This is a genomic window from Litoreibacter sp., from assembly GCF_058136045.1.
The window spans coordinates 90,691-115,534 of sequence record NZ_JBYVDD010000007.1 but is presented as its reverse complement, the minus strand read 5'-3'; the positions used below and the strand labels follow the sequence as shown (position 1 = coordinate 115,534).

General features: G+C 57.1%; 29 protein-coding genes. 17 read left to right on the top strand and 12 right to left on the bottom strand.

Annotated elements, in window-relative coordinates; all coding sequences use genetic code 11:
• Positions 1–49: 49 nt before the first annotated feature.
• The 5 genes from AC3Y7R_RS11270 (at position 50) to AC3Y7R_RS11250 (ending at position 3,604) form a co-directional block, all read left to right on the top strand.
• A complete protein-coding gene (locus tag AC3Y7R_RS11270; RefSeq protein WP_490042146.1) occupies positions 50–343 on the top strand; it encodes a hypothetical protein in 294 nt (97 codons plus the stop codon).
• Positions 344–354: 11 nt separating this feature from the next.
• A complete protein-coding gene (locus AC3Y7R_RS11265; RefSeq protein ID WP_490042145.1) occupies positions 355–1,050 on the top strand; it encodes a hypothetical protein in 696 nt (231 codons plus the stop codon).
• Positions 1,051–1,177: 127 nt separating this feature from the next.
• Positions 1,178–1,510, top strand: coding sequence for a hypothetical protein (locus tag AC3Y7R_RS11260; protein ID WP_490042144.1), 333 nt, complete (start codon positions 1,178–1,180; stop codon positions 1,508–1,510).
• Between the two features lie 70 nt (positions 1,511–1,580).
• Positions 1,581–2,240 (top strand): response regulator, encoded by a 660-nt coding sequence (locus AC3Y7R_RS11255; protein WP_490042143.1) that lies wholly within the window; start codon positions 1,581–1,583, stop codon positions 2,238–2,240.
• Positions 2,240–3,604, top strand: coding sequence for an ATP-binding protein (locus AC3Y7R_RS11250; protein WP_490042142.1), 1,365 nt, complete (start codon positions 2,240–2,242; stop codon positions 3,602–3,604). The genes AC3Y7R_RS11255 and AC3Y7R_RS11250 overlap by 1 nt, the downstream gene beginning before the upstream one ends.
• A gap of 11 nt (positions 3,605–3,615) precedes the next feature.
• Here the strand turns inward: AC3Y7R_RS11250 and AC3Y7R_RS11245 are convergent, their stop codons facing one another.
• Complete coding sequence (locus tag AC3Y7R_RS11245; RefSeq protein WP_490042289.1) at positions 3,616–5,067, bottom strand: MORN repeat-containing protein; 1,452 nt, start codon at positions 5,065–5,067, stop codon at positions 3,616–3,618.
• Between the two features lie 213 nt (positions 5,068–5,280).
• On the opposite strand from AC3Y7R_RS11245, the gene AC3Y7R_RS11240 reads away from it, so the two are divergent.
• From AC3Y7R_RS11240 to AC3Y7R_RS11225, 4 genes are read left to right on the top strand one after another with little or no spacing between them, the layout of a single operon-like run.
• Positions 5,281–6,939 carry an NAD+ synthase gene (locus tag AC3Y7R_RS11240; RefSeq protein WP_490042141.1) on the top strand — a complete coding sequence of 553 codons (1,659 nt, stop codon included), beginning with the start codon at positions 5,281–5,283 and terminating at the stop codon, positions 6,937–6,939.
• Positions 6,929–8,242 carry an SDR family oxidoreductase gene (locus tag AC3Y7R_RS11235; RefSeq protein ID WP_490042140.1) on the top strand — a complete coding sequence of 438 codons (1,314 nt, stop codon included), beginning with the start codon at positions 6,929–6,931 and terminating at the stop codon, positions 8,240–8,242. The genes AC3Y7R_RS11240 and AC3Y7R_RS11235 overlap by 11 nt, the downstream gene beginning before the upstream one ends.
• Positions 8,242–8,718, top strand: a complete 477-nt coding sequence (locus AC3Y7R_RS11230) for a DUF2269 family protein (protein ID WP_490042139.1) — start codon at positions 8,242–8,244, stop codon at positions 8,716–8,718. The genes AC3Y7R_RS11235 and AC3Y7R_RS11230 overlap by 1 nt, the downstream gene beginning before the upstream one ends.
• A gap of 60 nt (positions 8,719–8,778) precedes the next feature.
• Positions 8,779–9,591 (top strand): CE1 family esterase, encoded by an 813-nt coding sequence (locus AC3Y7R_RS11225; protein WP_490042138.1) that lies wholly within the window; start codon positions 8,779–8,781, stop codon positions 9,589–9,591.
• A 13-nt stretch (positions 9,592–9,604) separates the two neighbouring features.
• Here AC3Y7R_RS11225 and AC3Y7R_RS11220 read toward each other — a convergent pair whose 3' ends face one another.
• On the bottom strand, positions 9,605–10,519 hold the full coding sequence (locus tag AC3Y7R_RS11220) for an MBL fold metallo-hydrolase (RefSeq protein ID WP_490042137.1): 915 nt from the start codon (positions 10,517–10,519) through the stop codon (positions 9,605–9,607).
• 147 nt (positions 10,520–10,666) lie between these two features.
• On the opposite strand from AC3Y7R_RS11220, the gene gltX reads away from it, so the two are divergent.
• Entirely contained in the window at positions 10,667–11,992 is a 1,326-nt protein-coding gene (gene gltX, locus AC3Y7R_RS11215) for a glutamate--tRNA ligase (RefSeq protein WP_490042136.1), read from the top strand.
• Between the two features lie 123 nt (positions 11,993–12,115).
• Here gltX and AC3Y7R_RS11210 read toward each other — a convergent pair whose 3' ends face one another.
• The gene (locus AC3Y7R_RS11210) at positions 12,116–12,673 is read right to left on the bottom strand and encodes a TlpA disulfide reductase family protein (RefSeq protein ID WP_490042135.1); all 558 of its coding nucleotides are present in this window, start codon (positions 12,671–12,673) and stop codon (positions 12,116–12,118) included.
• Between the two features lie 24 nt (positions 12,674–12,697).
• Here AC3Y7R_RS11210 and argH point away from each other — a divergent pair, with 24 nt between their 5' ends.
• The 3 genes from argH to AC3Y7R_RS11195 all read left to right on the top strand — a co-directional run bounded on the left by argH (position 12,698) and on the right by AC3Y7R_RS11195 (position 15,889).
• Positions 12,698–14,098 (top strand): argininosuccinate lyase, encoded by a 1,401-nt coding sequence (argH, locus tag AC3Y7R_RS11205; protein ID WP_490042134.1) that lies wholly within the window; start codon positions 12,698–12,700, stop codon positions 14,096–14,098.
• Between the two features lie 269 nt (positions 14,099–14,367).
• The gene (greA, locus tag AC3Y7R_RS11200) at positions 14,368–14,838 is read left to right on the top strand and encodes a transcription elongation factor GreA (RefSeq protein WP_490042133.1); all 471 of its coding nucleotides are present in this window, start codon (positions 14,368–14,370) and stop codon (positions 14,836–14,838) included.
• Positions 14,839–14,863: 25 nt separating this feature from the next.
• Positions 14,864–15,889 carry a hypothetical protein gene (locus AC3Y7R_RS11195; RefSeq protein ID WP_490042132.1) on the top strand — a complete coding sequence of 342 codons (1,026 nt, stop codon included), beginning with the start codon at positions 14,864–14,866 and terminating at the stop codon, positions 15,887–15,889.
• Here AC3Y7R_RS11195 and AC3Y7R_RS11190 read toward each other — a convergent pair.
• From AC3Y7R_RS11190 to fdhD, 6 genes are all read right to left on the bottom strand, one after another.
• Positions 15,886–16,464 (bottom strand): GNAT family N-acetyltransferase, encoded by a 579-nt coding sequence (locus AC3Y7R_RS11190; RefSeq protein ID WP_490042131.1) that lies wholly within the window; start codon positions 16,462–16,464, stop codon positions 15,886–15,888. The two genes, AC3Y7R_RS11195 and AC3Y7R_RS11190, sit on opposite strands and share 4 nt — an antisense overlap.
• The gene (locus AC3Y7R_RS11185) at positions 16,464–17,735 is read right to left on the bottom strand and encodes a molybdopterin-binding protein (protein ID WP_490042130.1); all 1,272 of its coding nucleotides are present in this window, start codon (positions 17,733–17,735) and stop codon (positions 16,464–16,466) included. The genes AC3Y7R_RS11190 and AC3Y7R_RS11185 overlap by 1 nt, the downstream gene beginning before the upstream one ends.
• Before the next feature lie 62 nt (positions 17,736–17,797).
• Complete coding sequence (mobB, locus tag AC3Y7R_RS11180) at positions 17,798–18,295, bottom strand: molybdopterin-guanine dinucleotide biosynthesis protein B (protein WP_490042129.1); 498 nt, start codon at positions 18,293–18,295, stop codon at positions 17,798–17,800.
• The gene (gene mobA, locus AC3Y7R_RS11175) at positions 18,292–18,894 is read right to left on the bottom strand and encodes a molybdenum cofactor guanylyltransferase MobA (RefSeq protein ID WP_490042128.1); all 603 of its coding nucleotides are present in this window, start codon (positions 18,892–18,894) and stop codon (positions 18,292–18,294) included. Before mobA ends, mobB begins: the two co-directional genes overlap by 4 nt.
• The gene (locus AC3Y7R_RS11170; protein ID WP_490042127.1) at positions 18,891–19,436 is read right to left on the bottom strand and encodes a hypothetical protein; all 546 of its coding nucleotides are present in this window, start codon (positions 19,434–19,436) and stop codon (positions 18,891–18,893) included. The genes mobA and AC3Y7R_RS11170 overlap by 4 nt, the downstream gene beginning before the upstream one ends.
• Positions 19,433–20,317 carry a formate dehydrogenase accessory sulfurtransferase FdhD gene (gene fdhD, locus AC3Y7R_RS11165; RefSeq protein ID WP_490042126.1) on the bottom strand — a complete coding sequence of 295 codons (885 nt, stop codon included), beginning with the start codon at positions 20,315–20,317 and terminating at the stop codon, positions 19,433–19,435. The genes AC3Y7R_RS11170 and fdhD overlap by 4 nt, the downstream gene beginning before the upstream one ends.
• Positions 20,318–20,375: 58 nt before the next feature.
• On the opposite strand from fdhD, the gene AC3Y7R_RS11160 reads away from it, so the two are divergent.
• Positions 20,376–21,074 carry an AzlC family ABC transporter permease gene (locus AC3Y7R_RS11160; RefSeq protein WP_490042125.1) on the top strand — a complete coding sequence of 233 codons (699 nt, stop codon included), beginning with the start codon at positions 20,376–20,378 and terminating at the stop codon, positions 21,072–21,074.
• Positions 21,071–21,400 (top strand): AzlD domain-containing protein, encoded by a 330-nt coding sequence (locus tag AC3Y7R_RS11155; protein ID WP_490042124.1) that lies wholly within the window; start codon positions 21,071–21,073, stop codon positions 21,398–21,400. The genes AC3Y7R_RS11160 and AC3Y7R_RS11155 overlap by 4 nt, the downstream gene beginning before the upstream one ends.
• Here the strand turns inward: AC3Y7R_RS11155 and AC3Y7R_RS11150 are convergent.
• Entirely contained in the window at positions 21,397–21,927 is a 531-nt protein-coding gene (locus tag AC3Y7R_RS11150; RefSeq protein WP_490042123.1) for an NYN domain-containing protein, read from the bottom strand. The genes AC3Y7R_RS11155 and AC3Y7R_RS11150 overlap by 4 nt on opposite strands.
• 8 nt (positions 21,928–21,935) lie before the next feature.
• On the bottom strand, positions 21,936–22,397 hold the full coding sequence (locus AC3Y7R_RS11145) for an Lrp/AsnC family transcriptional regulator (protein WP_490042122.1): 462 nt from the start codon (positions 22,395–22,397) through the stop codon (positions 21,936–21,938).
• A gap of 135 nt (positions 22,398–22,532) precedes the next feature.
• On the opposite strand from AC3Y7R_RS11145, the gene ald reads away from it, so the two are divergent.
• Positions 22,533–23,651, top strand: a complete 1,119-nt coding sequence (gene ald / locus AC3Y7R_RS11140; protein WP_490042121.1) for an alanine dehydrogenase — start codon at positions 22,533–22,535, stop codon at positions 23,649–23,651.
• A gap of 54 nt (positions 23,652–23,705) precedes the next feature.
• Here ald and mscL read toward each other — a convergent pair whose 3' ends face one another.
• A complete protein-coding gene (gene mscL / locus AC3Y7R_RS11135; protein WP_490042120.1) occupies positions 23,706–24,137 on the bottom strand; it encodes a large conductance mechanosensitive channel protein MscL in 432 nt (143 codons plus the stop codon).
• A gap of 278 nt (positions 24,138–24,415) precedes the next feature.
• Between mscL and AC3Y7R_RS11130 the strand changes: the two genes are divergently transcribed.
• Entirely contained in the window at positions 24,416–24,811 is a 396-nt protein-coding gene (locus AC3Y7R_RS11130; RefSeq protein WP_490042119.1) for a hypothetical protein, read from the top strand.
• Positions 24,812–24,844: the final 33 nt, after the last annotated feature.

Here is a 24,844-nt window from a genome sequence, read left to right as displayed (position 1 = left end):
CAAAGCCATTATCAACTCAAGGATCAAACCATGATTTGGAGTTTTAGACATGACCTATGAAGTCACCTTACTAGAAGCAGACATCCGCAACCCGATGGATGGCAATATGATCTTGGGCCTCAACCACGAGGGCGAACTGAAAGCGAAACTGGAATATACTTGGGACGCCAAGACCTTCACTGCCACATTCCACGGACACGCGCCCAGCTTGCCGCATCCCGCGCACCCAACAGCCCTTCTGCACCGCCCGATAGCCGCGCTCTACGCCCATAAAACCGATGCGCATCGCGTGATCACCGATGTGTTCCAAGATCAACAAATCACCGTTGATTTCAGCAATTAGGAGCGATTTCCATGTCTTTAAAACACCCCCTCCGCCCAGCAGTTGTCAGCATAGCAATGCTCGCGGCGACAATCAGCACGGCATCAGCCCAAGCGCAGCCTGTTGGCATCCTCAGCCTCTATAATGCGCAGGACCCACAAAGCCTTAGCATCGACGACACCAAGCTGGCTGCCCTTGACTGCACCCTCCAACGCGCTGGCATCATTGGGGCGGCGCAGGGCGATATTGGCCTTGATCAACCGAACCAGTTTGTCTTGCTAAGCTGCCAGCGCTCCCTGCTGGCCACCCCTATGACGCGCCAGAAATTGACGGCGATAAACACATCGGGCGCGCCATTGGCCACTCTTGAGGGTGATATGGTGAACTTCCCCGATGCCAAGCGAAACAGTGCTATCACGGCCCGTCAGTACATCTTGAAAATCAGTCACTATAATAACGCAGATGTTGATGCGCGCGACGCCGAGTTAGCATCCTTAACACAAGAAGCCGAGACCATGGCAGACACCTATGTCACCGAGGCCTTTGTCGGCGTGACCCACGCCATCGGGCTGCCAACCCCCGACGAGGTTGTAGTGCTTTTCTACGACGATCCAGACACGGGTGACAGGTTTCGAAAGAGCAACTCTGGCTTCCTAGGCAAGGTCGGTGTGTTCAATGAGACCCATTTGATCGACACCATCTACTATGTGGGGCAGGCCACACAGTAAGAAACACAAGGCGGGAGGATCATATGCCCCTCTCGCCGCCCTATCATTTACGCTCCCTGCACGAAAAACTCCGAAATAGTCCCAGCATTCACCCTGCGTTCATGTTCGTTCAGCTATGAGTTGTTTCATGAACAAAGGTATCCTCCTCCTTGGCCTCATGGCCGCCGGTCTTGCCAACCCGTCTCTTGCGTCCTCTGCGCGTGAGATGGGGCAATCTGAATTGCGTCAGATTGCCAGCATGGGCAACACCGTCAGCCTCAAGGCCACTCTAAGTTCAGTTTCCAAATCCCTCCAAGCCTCTGTCGTTGACGCCCAAGCCATCCACGCGGGCGACATTTACTACCGCATCGTGTTGAAAAACCTCCAAGGACAACTCGTTAGCGTCGTTATTGATGCTCAAACCGGGGGGCGGATCTCTGCCGCCTCCAAAATTGGCCGCGAGGTGCTGGCCGCGCAGTAACAACAGCGCGCAACACTCTCGCCACATGGCTGCCATAAGGTGGCCCAATTCCCCCGATACCCCCGCTTGCATGAGAATATTGCTTGCAGAAGATGATGTGACCCTTGCGGGTCAGGTGAAAACCCTACTCACCGCCGAGGGCCGCGTTGTAGACGTTGCTCATGATGGCGAAGAGGCGGGGTTTCTTGGCTCGACTGAACCTTATGACATGATCATCCTCGATTTGGGTCTACCGATCCGCGACGGCATCTCGATCCTGAAGGAATGGCGCACCGAGGGGATCGACACACCCGTGCTGATCCTGACCGCCCGCGATGGCTGGACGGATCGTGTCGACGGGCTGGATGCTGGCGCGGACGATTACATGACCAAACCGTTTCATATGCCAGAACTGGCCGCCCGCGTTCGCGCGATGTTGCGGCGCAAATCGGGGCGCACCAACCCGATGTTTGAGAAAGACAACGTGGCCTTTGACACTCGCAACGCCAAAGTCACTTTGGGCGGGGTGCCTGTCGATTTAACCAGCCAAGAGGTCGCGGTGCTATCCTACCTGATCCACAATGCAGGCCGGCTGATTTCGCGCACCGAGTTGAGCGAGCACATCTATGAATATGACGGCGACCGCGACAGTAATACCATCGCGGTGTTCATCACGCGGCTGCGTAAAAAACTAGGGACAGGCTTTATCCAAACCATCCGCGGGCGCGGCTACATGGTGGACGCGGCCTGATGCTTAGCTTGCGTCGCACAGCAATGATTGGTGGTGTTTTATCCGCCATGGCGTCCATCCTTGTGGGCGCTTTTGTGCTGCTGACCTCGGTTGAAAACTCGGTACTGGAGCATTTTGACCGCACATTGACCGACAGGCACACGCAACTCATTTTGGCACTGAACGCATCGTCGCAAGACCCCACCAAGCTGTCCGAGCGGATATACGACCCCGCCTATAGCACGCCATTTTCCGGGCGCTATTGGCAGATCACCGCCCCTGACGGCACAGTTCACACCTCCGGCTCTATGTTTGACGCCGCATTGAAGGAGCCATTTGGCACGCCCAACAGTGTCACCTTGCGCTCGATTACTGGCCCTGAAGGCGAGCCAATTCGCAGCGCCTATCAGAACATCACCCTTGAAGATGGCTCCGTGTGGGGCGTTACCGTGGCCGAAAGTCTTGCCGCTATGGCCGCCGAGCGCCATCAAACCCGCCGCTCGCTTTTGCTGGCCTTTGCCCTTGTCGGCATGCTGGGTATGGCGGGCGCCATCGTGCAAACCACCACCATTTTGCGCCCCCTTGATAAGCTGCGCCGCGACGTGGCCCAACGCTGGCAGCAAGATGAAAACCTAACAGCCATGGATTACCCCGAAGAAGTCGCGCCGCTGGTCGATGACATCAACACCCTGCTAGAGCGCAACCGCGAGATCATCACCCGCGCCCGCCGCCAAGCCGCCGATCTGGCGCACGCCCTCAAAACACCCACCGCTATTTTGCGCAACGAATTGGCGCTGCTGGATGCACAGGGCCATGACATGCACACCTCGCTGGACGCATTGGACCGGGTTGATGCACAACTTGGCCGCTCTCTGGCGCGTATGCGCGCCGCCAATAGCGGAGCCGACGCAAATGTGCGCACCGATCTGACGCATTCCGTCGGGCGTTTTAGCCGGTTGTTTGGCTCCATGGCTGAGCACGATGGCAAAGCTATGCACACAGAATGCGCCTCGGATCTGTGCATCCGCATGGATCAACAAGACATTGAAGAAGTCATCGGAAACCTGCTTGATAATGCCCTCAAATGGTGCGCCTCCGAGATCGCCATAAGCGCACGAGAATACGATGGAGGCGTTGAAATCTTGATCGAAGACGATGGCCCGGGCATCCCTGAGGGCCGCGAGCGCGAGGCGTTAAAATCAGGCGGCAGGCTTGATAGTTCCAAACCCGGAACCGGGTTAGGCTTGGCGATCGCGATTGATTTACTACAAGCCTACGGCGCGGAGCTTAGCCTTGAAAAATCAAATAAACTTAAAGGCTTGGCCGTTCGCCTGAGCATCCCGAACCAAATGCAGACTGCGCTGCACCAAAAATCAGCCGCCTAGTTTCCCGCCGCCTAGTTTCCCGTTGACGTATCGCTCTCAGCGGCAGGTTCGGTCGGGTCGCTTGCGGTATCGGCGGGCGTATCGCGATTAATTAACAAGCCGCCTTCCCACATACCGCTGGCGATATCACCAGACGCATAGGTCAACACCCCTTTGCCTTCACGTTTGCCGCCTTCAAAACTGCCCTCATACACATCGCCAGTATTGTAGGTCGCCACGCCCAGCCCTTGCATTTGCCCATCCGCCCAATTGCCAATGTATTTAAACCCATCCGTGGTGCTCAGCGTCCCAGCGCCTGCTCGCTTGCCTTGCGCGAAACCACCCTCGTAAATCATCCCGCTCGGGAAAGTCGTCTTACCTTCCCCATGTTTTTGCCCAGCCTGCCACTGACCCTCGTAAACTTTGCCATCCGGGAAGGTCATTTTGCCCTGCCCTTCATTGCGCGCATCGTGAAACTCGCCTTCATAAGTCACCCCGCTTGGGTAGGTCGCAATGCCGCGCCCCTCGATGACGCCATTGGCCCAACTGCCCTCATAGCTTGACTTGTCGGGGTAGGTAATCTTGCCCTGCCCATTCGCCAAATCGGCCACCAATTGCCCCACATAAACAGAACCGTCCGGGTAAGTAACTGTGCCCTCACCCTCAATCCGCCCGTCAACCCACGGCCCTGCATAAGCAAAGCCATCCGCGCGTTTCAAGCTGCCCTGCCCGTGACGCTGGTCGGCTTTGAAACCGCCGTCATAGACGTCACCGTTGGTGTATTTCATGCGCCCCTGACCATCACGCGCGCCTGCAATAAGCGTCCCCGTGTAAGTATCACCGTTGGCACGGCGTTGAACGCCTTCCCCCTCCATCTGGCCCGCGATCCAGCCGCCCTCATAGGTCAGCCCGTCCGGCATCACCAACTTGCCTTGCCCTTGGCGCATGCCACCTGCCATGTCTCCCTCATAGCTTGCCCCATCTGGATACGTGATCGTCCCCCGACCACCCTTTACTCCGGCGATCCACTGGCCCTCGTAGCGGTAGCCGTTCGGGTTCACCATGACGCCAAACCCGTGATGCTGCGCATTCAAAAATTCGCCCTCGTAGCGCACTCCATTGGCATAAACGGCAATCCCGCGCCCGGTAATTTTGCTTCCCGCCCAGTCGCCTTCATAAGTCCCACCGTCGGCAAAAATTATCTTGCCAAACCCCTGCGGCTTCCCTGACGTAAACTGCCCCTCGTAAAGTGACCCATCGGGAAACCGCGCGGACCCCTGCCCGCTGATTTCCCCGTTCACCCAATTGCCGGAATACTCATAGCCATTTGGCAGACTGAAAATCCCCTGCCCATGCCGTTTGCCCTCTTTGAAGGCCCCCGTATAAATGCCACCGTCCTCGTACTGCTTGGTGCCTGTGTCCTGCGCAAAAACAGGGAAGGCAGCAAGGCCGAGGCAAAACAGGGATACAAGACTTAGACGCATGGGCAGGTCTCCAAACTGGCATTTCGCCCGAAGCCTAGTGGAGCGCCCCATGCCTGACAAGCAATCCCGCCAGACTTCTTTGTGCAACAACAAGGCTGGAAGCCCATAAAACATCATGCGCGCCGCAGGCGCCCCGTTTGATCGGCTCACCTTCGCCTCTTTCCCTTCGCTGCGAGTCTGCTAAATGTTGGCGGACTTAAAAGGACCCCATCCATGAGCGACCAATTCCGCCTAACCCTTGCACAACTAAACCCAACCGTTGGCGATTTTGCAGGCAACGCCGCCAAGGCGCACGACGCATGGAAACAAGCCAAAGACGCTGGCGCGCAGATGGTGGCCTTGCCCGAGATGTTTATCACCGGATATCAAGTGCAAGACCTAGTCCTCAAACCCGCCTTCACCCAAGCGGCAATGGCAGCCGTCGAGCAACTGGCACTCGATTGCGCCGATGGGCCAGCCGTGGGCATTGGCCACCCGCTGCTCATCGACGGGGTGCTCTACAACGCCTACTCCATTTTGGACGGCGGCAAAATCAAAACGCGCATGCTCAAGCACGAGTTACCAAATGATGGCGTATTCGACGAGCGGCGGCTCTACGCCCATGGCCCGCTTAGCGGCCCCTACTCCATTGGCCCGCTGCGCATCGGCACACCCATTTGCGAGGACGCGTGGCATGAAGAGGTCTGCGAAACCCTCGCGGAATCCGGTGCGGAAATTTTGCTGGTGCCCAATGGCTCGCCCTACTATCGCGACAAACTCGACACCCGCATGAACCATATGGTGTCGCGTGTGATTGAGAATGAAATGCCGTTGGTCTACCTCAACATGGTCGGCGGCCAAGATGATCAGGTTTTTGATGGCGGCTCCTTTGTGCTGAACAAAGGCGGCAAGCTGGCCCTGCAAATGCCCGTTTTCGACGAAGGTATCACCCATGTCGATTTCACGCGCACCGCAGACGGGTGGCACGCAGTTGAAGGGAGCAAGGCGTCCCTGCCCGACGACTACGAGCAAGATTACCGCGTCATGGTCGAGGCCCTGCGCGACTACATGCGCAAAACCGGCTTCAAACAGGTTTTGCTTGGCATGTCCGGCGGCATTGATTCCGCGCTGGTCGCGGCCATCGCCACAGATGCGCTTGGCGCTGACAATGTGCGCTGCGTGATGCTGCCGTCTGAATACACGTCCGAGCATTCACTGGAAGACGCCAGTGAAGCCGCCGAACTGCTGGGCGCGCGTATTGATACCGTTTCGATTGCAGGGCCACGCGCCGCCGTGACGCAGGCTTTGGCCTCTCTCTTTGAAGGCACCACGCCCGACACGACCGAGGAAAACATCCAGTCCCGCCTGCGCGGCGTGCTGCTGATGGCGCTATCCAACAAGTTTGGCGAAATGCTGCTGACCACCGGTAATAAATCCGAAGTTGCGGTCGGCTACGCCACAATCTATGGCGATATGGCGGGCGGTTATAACCCGATCAAAGACCTGTATAAAATGCGCGTATTCGAGACCTGCCGTTGGCGCAACGCCAACCATCGCCCATGGATGATGGGACCGGATGGCCCCGTGGTGCCGCAGCGTATCATCGACAAACCGCCCTCAGCCGAGCTGCGCCCTGACCAGAAAGACGAGGACAGCCTGCCGCCCTATGAGGTGCTTGATGACATCCTCGATCGCCTCGTGGATAAAGATCAATCCGTGGCCGAAGTGGTCGCAGCGGGCCATGATCGCGCGGTAGTCAAAAAGATCGAACACCTGATTTATATCAGCGAATACAAGCGCTTCCAATCCGCCCCCGGCCCGCGATTGACCGACAGCGCCTTCTGGCTGGATCGCCGCTACCCCATTGTCAACCGCTGGCGCGATGACAGTTAGTGGCGGCAAAAACGTCCTGATCCTAGGGGCCTACGGGCTAATCGGGTACGGGATTACGAGGCACCTTTTGGCAAGCGGCCACCACATCACGGGGCTTGGGCGATGCCCTGAGACAGCTCACAAAGTACTGCCGAATATTACATGGCACATTGCCGATGTTGCCTCGCTCACCTCTCCCTCGGACTGGGACAGCCTGCTCAGCGGGCAAGCTGTCGTGGTGAACTGTACCGGTGCGCTGCAAGATGGGCTGGGCGACAGTTTGGAGGCCCTCCACCACCACGCCGTTGCCGCCCTTGCCCAAGCCTGCGCGGCGAATGATGTGCAACTGATCCAAATTTCTGCTGCGGGTGCGACCCTTGATGCACCCACCCGGTTCCTCACGTCAAAGGCGCGCGGGGATGCTGCGATCAAAACCTCCGGGGCGCAGTTTCAGATATTTCGCCCCGGACTTGTTCTTGCGCCGCATGCCTTTGGCGGCTCAGCCATGTTGCGAATGTTGGCAGCCGTCCCGCGCATTCAGCCAATGGCCATGGGCGACGCCCCGATCCAAACCACCTCGCTTGCCGATATTGCTTTGGCGGTCGATGCCGCTGTGAACGGTAAAATACCATCCGGTTTCATCGGTGATCTGGTCGAGCCCACTGCCCATCCGCTTCGGGACGTGGTGTCCCAGACGCGCAATTGGCTGGGTTTCGGCACCACCTATCGTGAGGTTGCAATCCCCAACATCATCACAATGCTATCTGGAAAAATTGCCGACGGCCTGTCCCTGTTGGGCTGGCGTTCACCGCTGCGCTCCACCTCCCTCGTGGTGCTACGCAATGGCGTAAAAGGTGACCCAAGCGCATGGAATGCTTTGGGGTTGCACACCATATCACCGCTAGCGGAAACCCTCGCGAAAATGCCTGCGACAGCTGAGGATCGTCTATTTGCACGCATGTCATTACTGATGCCGCTCCTTGTGGGAACCTTGTTTTTCTTTTGGTTGGCTTCAGGGTTAGTTGGCTTGGCCAATATCCAAACCGCTGCCCTAACACTTGAAAATGTAGGCTGGCCCCACGCCTTAGCAATAGCCAGTGTCGCATTTTGGGCCGTGGTCGACATCGCTGTTGCCTGTGCCATAATTGTGCGGAAAACCGCTAAATCTGCCTGCTGGGCGATGATCCTTGTGAGCCTGATATACCTTGTGGCCTCGACCCTGTTCACCCCACATTTATGGGCTGATCCGCTCGGACCGTTAATCAAGATATTCCCCAGCATTGCACTGGCCTTGGTCACCCGAATAGCCCTGGAGATCCGCTGATGGAGTGGCTTGATCTGCTGCGTCTTGCCCATGTTCTTGGGGCCTGTGTTCTGATCGGCACAGGCGCGGGCATCGCCTTTTTCATGCTCATGGCCCACCGCACGGGCAACCCTGCCATCATCGCGCACACAGCCTCTGTTGTGGTGATCGCAGACACGCTTTTTACCGCCACCGCCGCCATCTTTCAGCCAATCACGGGAACGGCGCTTGCATGGGCGATTGGTTGGCCATTTGACGAAGGCTGGCTTGCCCTATCCTTGATCCTATATGTTTTCATCGGCATCTTTTGGATACCCGTCATATTCATCCAGATCAAAATGCGTAACGAGGCCATCAAGGCCGTAGAAACCGACCACACCCTAAGCCCGCGCTATCACAAATTATACAAGGTCTGGTTTGCCTGTGGCGTTCCCGCCTTCTTAGCAATTATTGCCTTGCTCTGGCTGATGTTAAGCAAACCTCCAATCGGCATCTAACTGGCGACCCCACGCCCTTGTGATTTGTCTGGCCCTGTCTAGTTTGGCACGAGTTCGTGCATGACCTATTCAAAACCCTTACTGACCGCCGCCCTTATCGCCCTTGCCAGCCCTGCTGCTGCCTGCGGAGCGGATACCGATTGCGTGCTGGGCGAGCGGACCTACCGCGTTGCAATGCCCGAAGGCCATGATGGTGCAACACCCGTCGGGGCGATCGTGTTCTCCCATGGCTATCGCGGCACAGCGCGGGGACTTATGCGCAATGGTAATTTGCGCCGTGTCATCTCGGATATGGGGCTAGCCTTCATCGCGCTGAAATCGAAGGAGGACGATTGGGTCCTGCCCAATTCGCCACGCCATATGGACAGCAGCGGTGCGGACGAATTCAACTATGTGGATGCGGTGATTACAGATGCTTCGGCGCGCCTCCCGATTGATACCGACCGGATGATGGCAACGGGCTTCTCTGCTGGTGGCATGATGACGTGGAACCTTGCTTGCGCGCGGTCCGATCTGTTCGCAGGGTTCGCCCCGATCTCTGGCACGTTCTGGTTGGAACCGCCTGCGAATTGCGACGGGCCAATTGCCAGCATCGTCCACTTTCACGGGGACAATGACCCGACCGTCCCGCTAAACGGGCGGCCAATTTTGAACACGCATCAAGGCAAAGTGTCTGACGCGCTGGACATGTACCGCAACTATGGCGCGTTCAAAGCGGCACAGCCAAACAGCACCAACCGGCTAACCTGCAAAAACAGCAGGAACGCGGCGGGCGACGTTTTGGACTTTTGCATGTTCAAGGGCGGCCACAGCTTTCGCAGTGAATACCTGCGTTATGCGTGGGAGAGGTTCGAGGCGGCCGGAAAACTCTGACCGCCTCGCTTGGTTACAGCATCATCTGATAGCTCATCGGCACATATTCGAACCCGTCATCCTTTGTGGCGACATAGCCCATGGCGGGAAACGGCATGTGATAGCCCACCATCGCAACACGGTCAGCGGCCAACATTCCCAGCACCTTGCGGCGTGATTTGGCCGCTTGTGTCTTATCCATATCAAAGCGCACCTCCCAATCGGGTTTGGCCAGTGACCAAACAGGGTGGTTCGCGAGGTCCGCGATCAGCATCAACTGCGCGCCATTGCTCTCGATCATATAACCCATATGGCCCGGGGTATGCCCCGGCGCGTCCATCGCGGTGATGCCTGACGCAACCGCCGCACCGCCCTCGATCATTGTCATTTTCTCAGACAGCGGCGCGACCTTGGACTTAAACCCTTTGTTGTCGGCCTTGGACCAGTGATTATGCTCGACCGCGCCCGTAATGTAGGATGCGTTTTTGAAGGTCTCCTCGGCGCCGTTCATCAGCCCGCCGATATGGTCGCCATGCATGTGGGTGATGACCACTTTATCCACCTGATCCGTGGTGTAGCCTGCGGCTTCCACCGCGGCGGTGATACCTTTAGCGTTCAATCCGGTATCAAATAAGATCACCTCAGAGCCGGTATTGATTAGTGTCGGCGTGAAGAAAAATTGCACCTTATCAACGGGCAAAAACGCCTCTTGCGAGGATTTGGAAAACTCCTCCGGGCTGACATTCATTCCGAAAATACTTTGCGGGTCCTCAATGGACGACGTGGCCGCCAACAAGGTCGTGACTTCGAACTCGCCAAGCTTCACCCGGCGGGATTTGGCAATATCCATGCCTTTCATCTCGGCTTTGGCGGTGGCTACATGCGGCAAAGCCGCCGATAGCGGCAGGCTGGCCCCCATGGTCAGGGCCGCGCGTCTGGTCATTTTCATTGGGGAAACTCCTTTGTGGGAAAGTCATGCAGGCAGCAAACACCCCTTTGTGATCCAAGGCCAATCAAGAGGAGGTGAACACCTGCGCATATGGACAAATGCGGGGCTTTGTGGTTCACGACCTCCAACCCCAGCAAGGACCGCCCCATGACCATCACTCGCTTCGCCCCCTCGCCCACCGGCTATATTCACGTAGGCAACCTGCGCACTGCGCTGTTTAACTACCTGATCGCACGCAAAGCTGGCGGGCAGTTCATCTTGCGCCTTGATGACACCGACCCAGTACGCTCAACCCAAGAATATGCCGATGGCATCAAGGTTGATCTGGAGTGGCTTGGTATCGAGTGGGACCGCGTCGAGACGCAATCCTCGCGCCTAGACCGCTACATGGCTGCCGCCGACGCGTTGCGCGCCAATGGTCGGTTTTACGAGGCGTTCGAGACTCCAACCGAGTTGGACTTGAAGCGTAAAAAACAACTCAACATGGGCAAACCCCCAGTCTATGACCGCGCAGCACTGGACCTGTCAGACGCAGAGAAAGCCGCCCTACGCTCCGATCGCGGCACCGGAGTATGGCGTTTTAAGCTGGACCAAGAGCGTATTGAATGGGCTGACGGCATTGTCGGCAATATTTCTATCGACGCGGCATCGGTATCTGATCCGGTGTTGATCCGCGGCGATGGGCAGGTGCTTTACACGCTGGCATCGGTTGTGGACGACACCGAAATGGGCATCACCCATGTTGTGCGCGGCTCCGATCACGTTACCAACACGGCGACGCAAATCCAGATTATCACCGCTCTTGGGGGCACGGTCCCCAGCTTTGCACACCACTCACTTTTGACCGGACCACAGGGCGAGGCTCTCTCGAAACGCCTTGGCACGCTTAGCCTGCGCGACTTGCGCGAAGCCGGTGTTGAGCCGATTGCGCTGCTGTCGCACATGGCGCGCCTTGGCTCTTCTGACCCGATTGAGCTGCAAACTTCCATGCAAGACCTTATCGACGGGTTTGATCTGTCTAAGTTTGGCGCGGCCCCGACCAAGTTTGACGAGCAGGACTTGTTCCCCCTGACCGCGCGCCACCTGCATGGCCAAACTGCTGAGCAAGTCAAAGCTGACCTTGATGCATTGAATATCCCCGCCGATCAGCAAGAAGCGTTCTGGAATGTTGCCCGCGAAAACATCACCACCCGCAAGGATATCGCAGGCTGGTGGGATCTGTGCCTGAACGGTGCCGACCCGGAGATCGACGACGAGGACGCAGATTTCGTGAAAGATGCGTTGGCGCTGCTACCCGATGGCCCCTACACCAACACCTCTTGGTCGGAATGGACCGGAGCGGTCAAGCAAGCATCCGGGCGCAAAGGGCGCGGGCTGTTTATGCCGTTGCGCAAGGCGCTCACAGGCATGAACCACGGCCCCGATATGGGCTCACTGATGCCCTTGCTGCAAAAGATCAAAGCAAAAGGCTAACCAAAACATCTCCGCTGGTGGCTGCGCTAGCATAGCAAAAAAGCCTCCGGCGGGAATGTTTTCGCAAGATGAAATACACAGTGCCAAACAAAAATGGAGTGCGCCGTGAGGCGCTCCTTGAGGTCAGGTGCCGCTCACCCAGGCTTGCAGTAGGGCCAGAGCCGCGGGGCTGTCCCACTCGGCCTCTCCCTGCATTCGGCCAATTTCCAGCCCATCAGGACCAATGAGCACTGTCATTGGCAGCCCCGCGCCGCCCATGTCGCGGATCAGGGCCATTTTAGGATCAAACAGCTTTGGTAAATGTTTGATATCCTTTTTCACAAAGAATTTATCAATTGCAGGTCGGGCATTGCGCCCTGTCGCGATTGTCACAACCTCAAAATCAGTGCCTCCCAGCGTCGCATCAAGACGTTCCAGTGACGGCATCTCTTTCACGCAAGGCGCGCACCAAAGCGCCCAGAAGTTCACAAGCACATGTTTTCCACGGTAGCTCGATAAATTTACGGTCGCCCCATTTGCATCCGTGAAACCAAGCTCAGACACCGCGCGCGGCTTTGCATGGAAGCGAATTTGGCCCAAATCACCCTGCGCCAGCGCGATCAGCGCCCCCGTATCTGCAACCACAGGGTTTGCACCTAGGGCTAGGCCCGCGTATAGCACCAAGAACTTCAAATACCGCATTTCACTTCTCCAAAGAGCCAGCCAATGACCGACCAAACAAAAGACGCATCTAACGCCATGTGGGGCGGGCGCTTCGCCGCCGGTCCAGACGCCATCATGGAAGCAATCAACGCCTCCATCGGATTTGACCAGCGTTTCGCCCGCCAAGACATTGAGGGCTCCCGCGCACATGCCGCCATGCTTGGCGCCAAAGGCATCATAACGGGTAACGATGCAAAGACGATCAGGGAAGGCCTCCTCACGGTCTTGTCAGAGATCGAGACCGGAAAATTCGCTTTTTCGACTGCTCTGGAAGACATTCACATGAATGTGGAGGCACGTTTGCGCGAAATTATCGGCGAGCCTGCCGGGCGTTTGCATACTGGACGCTCGCGCAACGATCAGGTCGCATTAGATTTTCGCCTATGGGTGCGCGACCAGATGGACGCCGCGATTGAGGGCATAAAGGCCCTACAAACCGCTTTGGTCGCACAGGCCGAGGCGGGCGCGGATTGGGTGATGCCCGGTTTCACCCACCTGCAAACCGCGCAACCCGTGACATGGGGCCACCACATGTTGGCCTATGTCGAGATGTTGGGCCGTGATGCCTCGCGTTTCACAGATGCGCGCGCGCGGATGAACGAATCGCCCTTAGGTGCGGCAGCGCTTGCAGGCACCTCTTTCCCGATTGACCGTGACATGACCGCCGAAGCTTTGGGTTTTGACCGCCCTGCCGCCAACTCTTTGGACGCAGTGGCAGATCGGGACTTCGTGCTGGATTTCCTCAACGCCTCCTCCATTTGCGCCATGCACCTGTCGCGCTTGTCCGAGGAGTTGGTAATCTGGTCCTCCGCCCAATTCCGCTTTGTGACACTAAGCGACAGATTTTCCACTGGCTCATCCATCATGCCACAAAAGAAAAACCCGGATGCGGCAGAGTTGATCCGCGCCAAGGTTGGCCGCATTTTTGGGGCCAATGTGGCGTTGATGATGGTGATGAAGGGCCTGCCGATGACCTATTCCAAGGACATGCAGGAAGACAAAGAGATGACGTTCGACGCCGCCGACAGCCTGATGCTGGCGCTCGCAGCAATGACGGGCATGATGTCAGACATGACTGCAAATAAGCCAGCGCTGGAAAAGGCCGCCGCATCCGGGTTCTCCACCGCGACCGATCTGGCCGACTGGTTGGTGCGCAGCCTGAATATGCCGTTCCGTGAGGCACACCATATCACCGGCGCATTGGTTAAGCTCGCCGAGGACAAAGACTGTGACCTGCCCGACCTTAGCCTTGCCGACATGACCGGAGTCCATGCCAAGATCACTAAGGATGTGTTTGATGTCCTTGGGGTGCACAACTCTGTCGCAAGCCGGACGAGCTATGGCGGCACTGCCCCTGACAATGTTCGCGTCCAAGTTGCCCGTTGGAAGGAAAAGCTGGTATGAAACATGTGATAATTATGGCTACCGCGCTCCTATTATGTGCTTGTGGTGTAGATGGTGAGCCGAGCACGCCAGAGCCTGTTGCAAAGACGACTTCTGGCATCACAATAAGCGGCCAAGCCAAGACGGGTGTTCGCAAAAAGTGGTAACACTGCGTAAAGTCGCTAAAATAGGCAATCCACCGCTGTCACTATCGCTTGCCAATAGACAGCAACACAGGTGAAGTGAATAAAGGCTGCACGTAACGTGCCGCTTGAAGGGTAATTGAGACCATGGAAAAAATTCCGATGACCCCTACGGGGTACAAAGCGCTGGATGGCGAGCTAAAGCACCTCAAGGTGGTAGAGCGTCCAGCCATCATTGTCGCCATCGCCGAAGCGCGTGAGCATGGCGATCTGTCCGAGAATGCCGAGTACCATTCGGCAAAGGAAAAGCAGTCCTTTATCGAGGGGCGCATCAAAGAACTTGAGGGCATGATCAGCCTTGCGCAGGTCATAGACCCTGCCACCTTGTCTGGCACGATCAAATTTGGCGCAACCGTCAAGATGATCGACGAAGACACCGAGGAAGAGAAGGCCTATCAAATCGTAGGTGAGCAAGAGGCCGATATCCATAAGGGGCTGCTTAATATCAACTCCCCTCTAGCACGCGCATTGATCGGCAAAGAAGAAGGCGACAGCGTCGAAGTGAAAACCCCCGGCGGCACTAAGGGCTATGAAATTTTAGAGATTAAATACGCCTGAAGGCGGCAGCAAGAGCAACACAGACATGGCAGATCAGCAGCAAGAAATCATCACCGACAAGCCCTTGGATCTGGGGGTATACGCCCGCCCTGATCGAGGGCTGGCAGCGGCGGATATTATTGCCATCGCCCTCTCGGTTATATGGCTCTTGTCGGTTGCAGTTTATTTCCTCGTCCTCACCCCTGCGCAAGAAACCACACGCGGCACCTTCCTTGTGGCCATGTTGGCGATTTTCTTGCCAATTGCACTGATCTGGATTGGGACCACAGTGGTCAAAACCGCCCGCGTCATGCGCGAAGAGGCCTCGCGGCTGCAATCAGCCATCGACGCTATGCGCCAAGCCTATGTTTCACAGGCCCAGACCTCTGGCATGGGTATTAAGCCCGCCGTGGAGCGTAAGCTTGACGAAATTGCAATCACCGCAAAACAAACCCAAAACACCGTCGCCACTTTTGCCACATCGCGCGAAACGACGGTAAGCCCGCCTGCGCCAACCCAGCCAGCACTGATCAAACCAGGCATCAGCGCCGACAGCCAACCGACACTGGCCCTTGGCACCCCATCCGAAGTTATGAGCCCACCCCTTTCTGTCGACGACTTCATCGGTGCGCTCGATTTTCCCGAAGACGAGAATGACATTGAGGGCTTTCGAAAATTGCGCCGCGCGCTGGCCGATCACGAAAGCTCTAAGCTGGTACGTGCCTCGCAAGATGTGCTGACCCTGCTATCGCAGGACGGCATCTACATGGATGACCTGAACCCTGACCGCTCGCGCCCCGAGTTATGGCGTCATTTTGCCAATGGGGATCGTGGCCCAGCAGTGGCTGGCATTGGCGGCGTACATGACCGCTCCAGCCTTGCGTTGGCCTCGGGGCGAATGCGCGCGGATGCGGTGTTTCGCGACGCAGTGCACCACTTTTTGCGCCAGTTTGACAAAACATTCGCCCGCTTTGCTGAAACCGCAACAGATCAGGACATCACCAGATTGGCCGATACGCGCACCGCCCGCTGCTTTATGCTGCTAGGGCGGGTGACTGGCACCTTCGACTAGTCAATTTTTCGCACCATTGTAGTGGCCTTGCGAAACTTGAACACCCGGTGCAACGGCCATGTATTTACCTCTCCACATGGCTCGAATCCTTGGCGCTCATACAGTGCCCGCGCCCGTGGGTTGGTGTCGATCACATCCAGCCTGACTTCTTGCAGACCCTCTTGCTTTGCCCGCTCGATGATTGCATCCAACAGGGCCGATCCGACACCTTGGCCGCGCGCATCCGCGTCCACAAAGATGCCGTCCATAAGCAGTTGTCCATCGGCCAAATCACGCTCTAACTGATCCAACAGCACGCCGCGCCAAAGCCCACCCAAAAGACCATATATAGCTGTTAAATCAGCCAGTTCACCACCAACCAGACCACCATCAGCAGTCTTAAATCCGGCGACGCCCAGCAAGTGATCCCCCTCAAGAGCGCAAATCGAAAACTGTGGCTGCAACACGGAGGACACAAATCTGAGCGCCTTTTCCTCCGGCCCCAGAACCATCCCTAGCTTGTCTGAGAACGCGCCCCAAAACAGCCGCGCAACAGTGTCGCGATACTGCTCCTCAAAACCCTGAACGATCTTCATCAAAGCCCAAAACTGCCATAGGGAATGTAGCGCACCATATCTCCGCACACGATATCCACCGCCGCGTCTGGCAGCTCTACTAACCCGTCTGACCAGCTTAGCCCCGAGATGCGGCCCGAGCCTTCCGAGGCGAACACCTCCACCGCGCCATCGCGCATTCGGGCGCGTAAATATTCCCGCCGCCCCGATTTTTTACATTTCTCAAAGGCCGCTGGCACCATGAACCCCTGCGGCGCGGCCCACGCCGCCCCCGCCAATTTCAAACAAGCCGGCCGTGCAAAGATCAACGCACACACAAACGCCGCCACTGGATTTCCCGGCAACCCAAGCACCGGCACGCCTTGCCACAGAGCCAACGCCAGCGGGCGCCCCGGCTTCAGTGCAATACGCCATGCCTGCAAATTCCCGCTCTCGCGCAGCAAAGCCGAAACGTGATCTTCATCACCCGCCGAGGCCCCACCAGACGTCAAGATCACGTCGCACTGCCCGGCCGCCAGATCAAGGCGCGCTCGCAACGTCGCGCGCTCGTCGCCCACATGACCTAGGTCCACGGCCTCAAAACCCCATGCCTGCGCCAGTTGCAACAACATCGGGCGGTTGGCATCATAGGTGCGGTCAGACGGAGCTTTCTCTGACGGGGCCACCAACTCGTCCCCCGTGGATAAAACGCCCACGCGCAACCGCTGGAATACAGGGACGCGATCCACCCCCAAAGCCGCCAACAGCCCCACATCTTGGGGCCGTACAACATGGCCCGCCGCGAACACCTGAGCACCCGCCACCACATCTTCACCCGCCTTGCGTGCATTCGCGCAGGCGCGCACCGGACCGCGAAATGCCACATGTGTCGTGGTCACAGTGCAGTCCTCTTCCAACACGACGCTATCAACGCCATCCGGCAATATCGCCCCAGTTAAAATCCGAATAGCGGAGCCTACGGGCACCGCTCCCACATATGCCATCCCAGCCGCTGCTCGCCCAGTGACCAGTGGTAAAACCTGATCGCCCTCGCCAGTTGCCACATGCGCAAACCCGTACCCATCAACCGCAGAATTTGGTGCTGGCGGGTTGGAGCGCCGCGCCACCACAACATCTGCCACCACGCGACCAACCGCCTGATCATGTGGCACAACTTCGATGTCTACCACCGGGGTCAGCGCCCCCTTCAGGCGATCCAGCGCCTCATCCACCGGCGTCCAAGTCACCCCAGCAGGCAGTGCAAAGCAATCGTCGCGCAGCTTCGGCGGACGCGGGGATTTCGCGCGCTTCATTGCAATCTCCATTTTTGCGTCTGCTCCAACACCAGCAATTCAGCCTTCAGTATCAGCATTTTCTACCCTCCAAGCCCAACGCGCTTTAGGATGAAATCAGCGATGCCCACGGTGTCATCCAAATGCAGTACAGGCACCCCGACGTCCGGCGTACTGTCGCTGGCTACCGCTTTGATTGTCTTATCGCCGGGCGCTATCAAAGGCTGCTCGGTCACCGCGCGGTGCGCTTCAATCTTGTCGTGGTTTTCGCGCTTGTACCCTTCGACCAAAATCAAATCCACCGGATCCAGCTTGGTTAGCAACTCCTCCATCTTAGGCTCGCTTGCCTCGCGAAGCTCGCTCATTATGGCCCACCGGTTTCGCGACGACAAAATCACCTGAGATGCCCCCGCCGCCCGGTGGCGGTAGCTGTCTTTACCCTCGTGATCCACATCAAACGAGTGGTGTGCGTGCTTGAGCGTCGAGACCGTCAGCCCCCGCTTGGTGATCTCTGTGACCAGCCGCTCCATCAAGCCAGTTTTGCCGGAATTTTTCCAACCAGTTACCCCGAAGACCTTCATATCATCCCCTCTGCACGCGTCATATCCTCAGGCGTATTCACATTGAAAAACGGATCAATGGTATCGACCGGGAACTGCGCCGTGACGCTGCCATGTTTATCGCTCCAAGCCACGACCTTACGCACGCCGTCTTTCAAAGCGGCACGCAAGTCCTCGCGCAGACCAACGGGCCATATTCCAAACGTTGGGTGGCGTGACATGCCCCGCGTCGGGTCCGGTGTCGCGGCCAAAGCAATCGGCGCATCTTCCGCAGCGAGGATCAATCGTGGCACCAGATCACAGGGGAAAAACGGCGTATCAGCCGCGGCGGTCACAATATGAGTATGGCCGCGCTCCGCCGCCCAATCCATGCCCGCCAGAACCCCGGCGAGTGGGCCCGGAAAACCCGCCACGCTATCGGCAATCACGCGCAATCCGTAGTCATCAAACCGCGCCGCATCCCCGTTCGCATTCAATGCCACTTCCGCCACCTGAGGCTCTAGGCGTGCGATCACGCGTGCCAATAACGTCTCCCCCCCCAAGGGCAATGCCCCTTTGTCGCCACCGCCCATACGGCGCGCTTGGCCGCCTGCTAGAATGACCCCTGCTGGCTGTTTCATCTGACGGCCTCATCATGCCATTGTACCATTTGATTGAAAGCAGTCATCGCAATATCCTGCGTCTCGAACGCGTCAATCGGAACCGGAAGCGCAACCGCGCCAGTACAAACTACGATAGCTCGTTTGCCTTTCACGATAGCATCGACGTCGCTCCACGCCATTCGCCACTCACTTTTCCCGCCCGCAAATACAAATTCCTCTGCACTAATTGAGAGACGCACGTGCCTGCCGAAACGCGAGGCGCCTGCCGCCTTTGCCGTCACCCAGTAAGTGCCATGGGTCAGCAACATCCCAGCAGCGCCAGCCACCACAAATATGGCGACATACCAAAGAGGATGCCAAAGCGAGACATTGCCGGTGAAACTGATCTCAACGAATAAAACTAGTGCCAAAAAGCCTGCCGGCACCAAAAGCCCCGCCACCAGCACATGCGCCCAAAGCAGCAGCTTGGATGGCCCCTTAAAAACAGTGCCTCCCGCCAATTTCATCGCTTCGATTGTGGTTTTAGTATCAGGTATATACTCCAACTCATATCTGCTCATGCAGCGCCCTTTCGGCCAGACTTTTTCGGCTCATCCGTTATTTTCGACACATCCGCATCCCAGATCAAGCGCTGCTCGCCAGACAGGCACACAAACCGTTGCCCGCGCATTCGCCCAATTAACGTCAGCCCAACTTGGCGCGCAATCTCCACCCCCCACGCGGTAAATCCCGACCGCGACACCAGCACTGGAATGCCCATCAGCGCCGTCTTGATTACCATCTCGGAAGTCAGCCGCCCCGTGGTATAAAGCACCTTATTGGCCGCCGTTGCGCCATTTACAGCCATCCAGCCAGCCACTTTATCCACCGCATTATGGCGCCCGACATCTTCCATATAGACCAACGGTTGCGCGCCTTGGCACAGCACCGTGCCGTGAATGGCACCTGCCGACAGGTACAATGACGGGACCGTGTTGATCTGCTTGGCCAGCGCATACAACTCCGAAGTCCGCACTTGCAAATCGGGCAAGGTCAGCCCCTCCAGCCCTTCCATCATATCGCCAAATACCGTGCCGATTGCACAGCCGGAGGTTCGGGTTTTCTTGGCAAGTTTCTCCTCGTGATCCGTCTCGAGCGCCGTGCGCACCACCACGGTCGCGATCTCCTCATCATAATCGATGCCCGTCACTTGATCCCCATCACTTACCATGCCCTGATTACGTAAAAAACCCAGCGCCAGATATTTGGGGTGATCACCAATCGTCATGGCGGTGACAATTTCGCGTGAATTCAGGTAGATCGTTAGCGGGCGTTCCTCGACCACACGCAGATCCACCTGCGCTCCGGTATGATCCGTTCCCGTAACCGCCCGCGTCAGGTCAGCGCGGTCGGGGTCAGGGGCCAATAGCCAACCTTGATCTATCATATCACTATTTGCCATTTGAACCCGCTCCCTAGGCGCATTAGCACTACTCTAGTTGCAACCTTAGAGGCACTCCATGTCCCCGACCACTACCAAAACCGCCCTGTGGCGTGGAGTTCGCGCCAGCCTGCCATTTGTCGTGATAATTGTCCCCTTTGCTATGTTGTTCGGCGTCGCGGCAACCGAGGCAGGCCTGCCTTTGGCCCAAGTCATGGGGTTCACTGTTTTGGTCATCGCAGGCGCTTCGCAATTCACCGCCCTGCAATTTATGACCGAAAACGCGCCGGTGTTGATTATCCTCGCCTCGGCGTTGGCGGTGAACCTGCGCATGGCGATGTATTCGGCCTCGATCACGCCCTATCTTGGCGACCAACCACTGTGGAAACGGGCACTACTGTCGTATATTTTGGTGGATCAAACCTACAACATGGCGATCCTCGAATATGAGGCCAATCCAGATCTGAGCACCGCGCAACGCACTGCATTCTTCACTGGTAGCGCGATCCCGATTGTGCCACTTTGGATCGGCTTCACTTGGGTGGGAGCCGCCTTAGGAGGGCAAATCCCGCCCGAATACTCGCTCGACTTTGCCCTGCCGATTGCTTTTCTGGCGATGGTTGCCCCCTCCCTACGCTCGGTTGCGCATATCGCAGCAGCCGCGACCTCGGTCATCCTCGCCCTCGCCCTTGGCTTCATCCCCCTCAACCTTGGGCTGCTCATCGCTGCACTTATTGCAATGATGGTCGGCGCCGAAATCGAGAGGCGCATGGCATGAGCTATTCTGACACAACTGTCTGGTGGATCATTGCGATCCTTGGCGTCGGCACATTTCTGATCCGGTTCTCGTTTCTGGGGCTGATCGGCTCGCGCCCGATGCCGCCATGGGTGTTGCGCCACCTGCGCTATACCGCCGTGGCAATTTTACCGGGCTTGGTCGCCCCTTTGGTGATCTTCCCCGCAGCTACAAACGGCACGCCAGACCCCGCACGCCTGCTGGCGGCGGCAGTCACTGTGGCTGTCGGCTACTGGACCAAAGGGGTCTTACGCGCGATGCTATCGGGGGCTGCGACCCTGTTTGCACTGCAATTTTTGCTTGGCTAGGGTTTCTTGCGCCGGTGACGCCGCCCTTGGGCGCGCGGGCGGGAGCCATCGAAATCAAGCCAGATCTTGTTTTTGTGGTATCCGCCGTGGACCAAATGACCGCGGGTTCGCACTTCTGGAAACCCTTTTGCCCAGTCGCGAAAAAGGTCATTTGTAACAATCCGCGCCTCTAGCTTTCGCGCAGCTTTCAACAGGTAAGGATCCGCCTGCATCCCCTTACCAACGACCATCACCTGACTAGGGGACAAGCCAAGCATCTGGGCGAAGTCATGGTCATGCTTATACCTATCAGACACAAGGTATCCCGCGTTAGCATCGAACATGACAATCGGCGTGTAGCCCTTCTCGACAAGTAGACAAACAGCATCATGAACCGCCTCAATTTTCGGAGACTGATCTTCCCAGTACATCACATTCGAGCCATCAATCAGAACATGGTTCTGCGGGGCGCATCGCTTGTGCCGCGACGCCCAGACGACACCAATCAAACAAAAAGCGGCAACGCCGATAATCAGGTAATACACCATGTAACGCGCTAAACTGGCAAAGCAGTTGTCTTAAACACCGTGCGCAGCGCAAAGCTGGACTGCATCTGCGCAACACCGGGTAAACGCGCCAATGAGCGTCGGTGAATGGCTGCAAAACCCTCGGTGTCTTCCGCCACCACTTTCAGTAAATAATCCGCCGTTCCCGCCATCAAATGGCACTCCAAGACCTCGGGGATTTTGGCCACCTCACGCTCAAAAGCCTCCAACACCTCGTCCGCCTGGCCGCTGAGCGTGATCTCTACAAAAACCGTCGTTGGTCGCCCGACTTTTCGTGCATCCACCATGGCAACGTAGTCCCGGATGATGCCGTCTTTTTCCAGCCGCTGCACCCGGCGATGACAGGCCGAGGCCGAGAGGTTCACCTTCTCGGACAGCTCCGCATTTGACATGCGGCCGGACTTTTGAAGCACTCGTAAGATACGTGCATCTGTGTCGTCAAATAATGGCAAACCATAAATTCCTTCGATTAATTCGCATACATGTGACTAAAACGTGCAAATAAGGTCACCTGCAAGGGATAAATTGCGAAAACTTACATCTCTAGCCGCGCTACTCTACGCGAAATTGCAATGGAGGATGCACACATGCTTATCGGCTGCCCGAAAGAAATCAAACCACAAGAATTCCGCGTCGGCATGACGCCTAACGCCGCGCGCGAGGCCGTAGCCCATGGCCACACGGTCCTTATCGAAACCCAAGCCGGTATTGGCGCGGGCTTTGATGATGCAGCCTATATCGACGCAGGCGCACAGATTGAGGCCACCGCCTCCGACGTTTTTGCCAAGGCCGAAATGATCGTAAAGGTTAAAGAGCCTCAATCCGTCGAGCGCAAAATGCTGCGTGAGGGCCAGTTGCTATTCACCTACCTGCACCTTGCGCCAGACCCCGATCAAACCCATGATTTGCTGGCCTCAGGGGCAACTTGCATCGCCTATGAAACCGTCACCGATGCCGCTGGCGGATTACCATTGCTGGCCCCAATGTCAGAGGTCGCAGGCCGCCTTGCCCCACAAGTTGGCGCATGGACGCTGCAAAAAGCCAACGGCGGGCGCGGTGTCCTGATGGGGGGCGTTCCCGGTGTTGGCCCGGCCCGTGTTATGGTTATCGGCGGTGGCGTTGTTGGCACTCATGCGGCCAAAATTGCCGCCGGGATGGGGGCAGATGTGACCGTGCTGGATCGCTCACTGCCGCGAATGCGCTACCTTGATGACGTCTTTGGCGGGCAGTTCAAAACTCAATACGCGTCTGCAGGCAACATCTCCGAATTAGCGACTGAGGCCGATATGGTCATCGGCGCGGTTTTGATCCCCGGCGCCGCTGCGCCCAAGCTGATCACCCGTGCGCAACTCTCCACCATGAAACCCGGCGCGGCCTTGGTGGATGTAGCGATTGATCAAGGGGGCTGCTTTGAGACATCCAAGGCCACCACCCACGCCGATCCTGTTTATGAAGTGGACGGCATCATGCATTACTGCGTCGCCAACATGCCCGGCGCAGTGGCCCGCACATCAACCATCGCCCTTGGCAACGCGACGATGCCGTTCCTGTTAGCACTGGCGGACAAAGGCTGGCGCAAAGCCTGCGAGGACGACCCGCATTTGCTAAACGGGTTGAATGTGCACGCAGGTCAATTGACCTATTATGCAGTCGGAAAAGCACTGGGGCTGGACGTGCTATCGCCTCAACTTGCACTTAAAGCTTAGTTAAAAAAGGCCCGCCGAAACTGGCGGGCCTTTTGATTTCCAAAGAGTGAAGGCTTACTTCTTCAGTGCAGCCAAAATATCCGCCAACAACTCTTCCTGAGTTGGACCAGCCGGAGCTTCTGGGGCGGCCTCTTCTTCGGCCTTAGCCGCCGCTTCTTTGGCTCTATTGACATAGCGCACCAGCATGAACACCACGAAAGCAATGATCACGAAATTGATGATTGCCATGATGAACGAGCCATATGCGAACACGGCCGCGCCGCTTTCGCGTGCTGCTTCCAGTGTCGCGCCTTCGGCAACATCACCCGACAAAACGCCGTAGCTGTTCACAAAATCAACCCCACCCATAGCCAAGCCGATGATCGGGTTAATCAGGTCGCCGACCAATGAGCTGACGATGGCAGTAAAAGCGGCACCAATGATGATACCAACAGCCATGTCCATGACATTGCCCTTGGCAATAAAGTCCTTGAATTCGTTAAGCATAGTTCCATTCTTCCCAAAAGTTGTTGTTCGACGCTTGTTTTTTCTATGCGCCTCTAAGCAGGTGCATAGCATTTTTGCGCACGTTTCCATCCCCTTATTAGGTTAAACCCAGCTCAGGTGACGGGGAAACCACTCCATGAAACATCCGTGCATTTCGTCTAAGTGTTTTGCTGACTGCGCTCCACGTCTAGGCGATCATGCCGCAGGTCAAAAGTGATCTTGCAATAGATCATCCACCAGCCCCTTGATAAACAAGGCAAAACAGTACCGGGGTATTCTTGAAACGATCCGCACTCACCCTAAAGACCACGTGCCTTGCCGGAGCCTTCAATAGCCTCATGGTTTTGGCGTTGTTACTTGGTATGATCTTGCCGCGCATGCAACCTATCTTGGCCGAGATCATTCCAGGTGTGCGGGTCATGGTGATTTGTACCGGTGACACATTAGTTACGATGACACTGACAGCAGACGGCACACCGGTTGAGACAAGTGACCCCATAGCCGAGAATTGCATTACGGCAACGCCACCCACCAACGCCCAGTCAGCCACCCGTTTTTGGCATGTTTTGGCCTCGGATTTCCGACATCATTTCACCATCCATACCGACCGGCTAGCCGATGCCAATCGCGCGGCCCTCACATCGCCCTCCCGTGCCCCTCCTGTTTTTGGCTAAAGCACTCACTTTTTCTTCAAGCCAATCACAGGA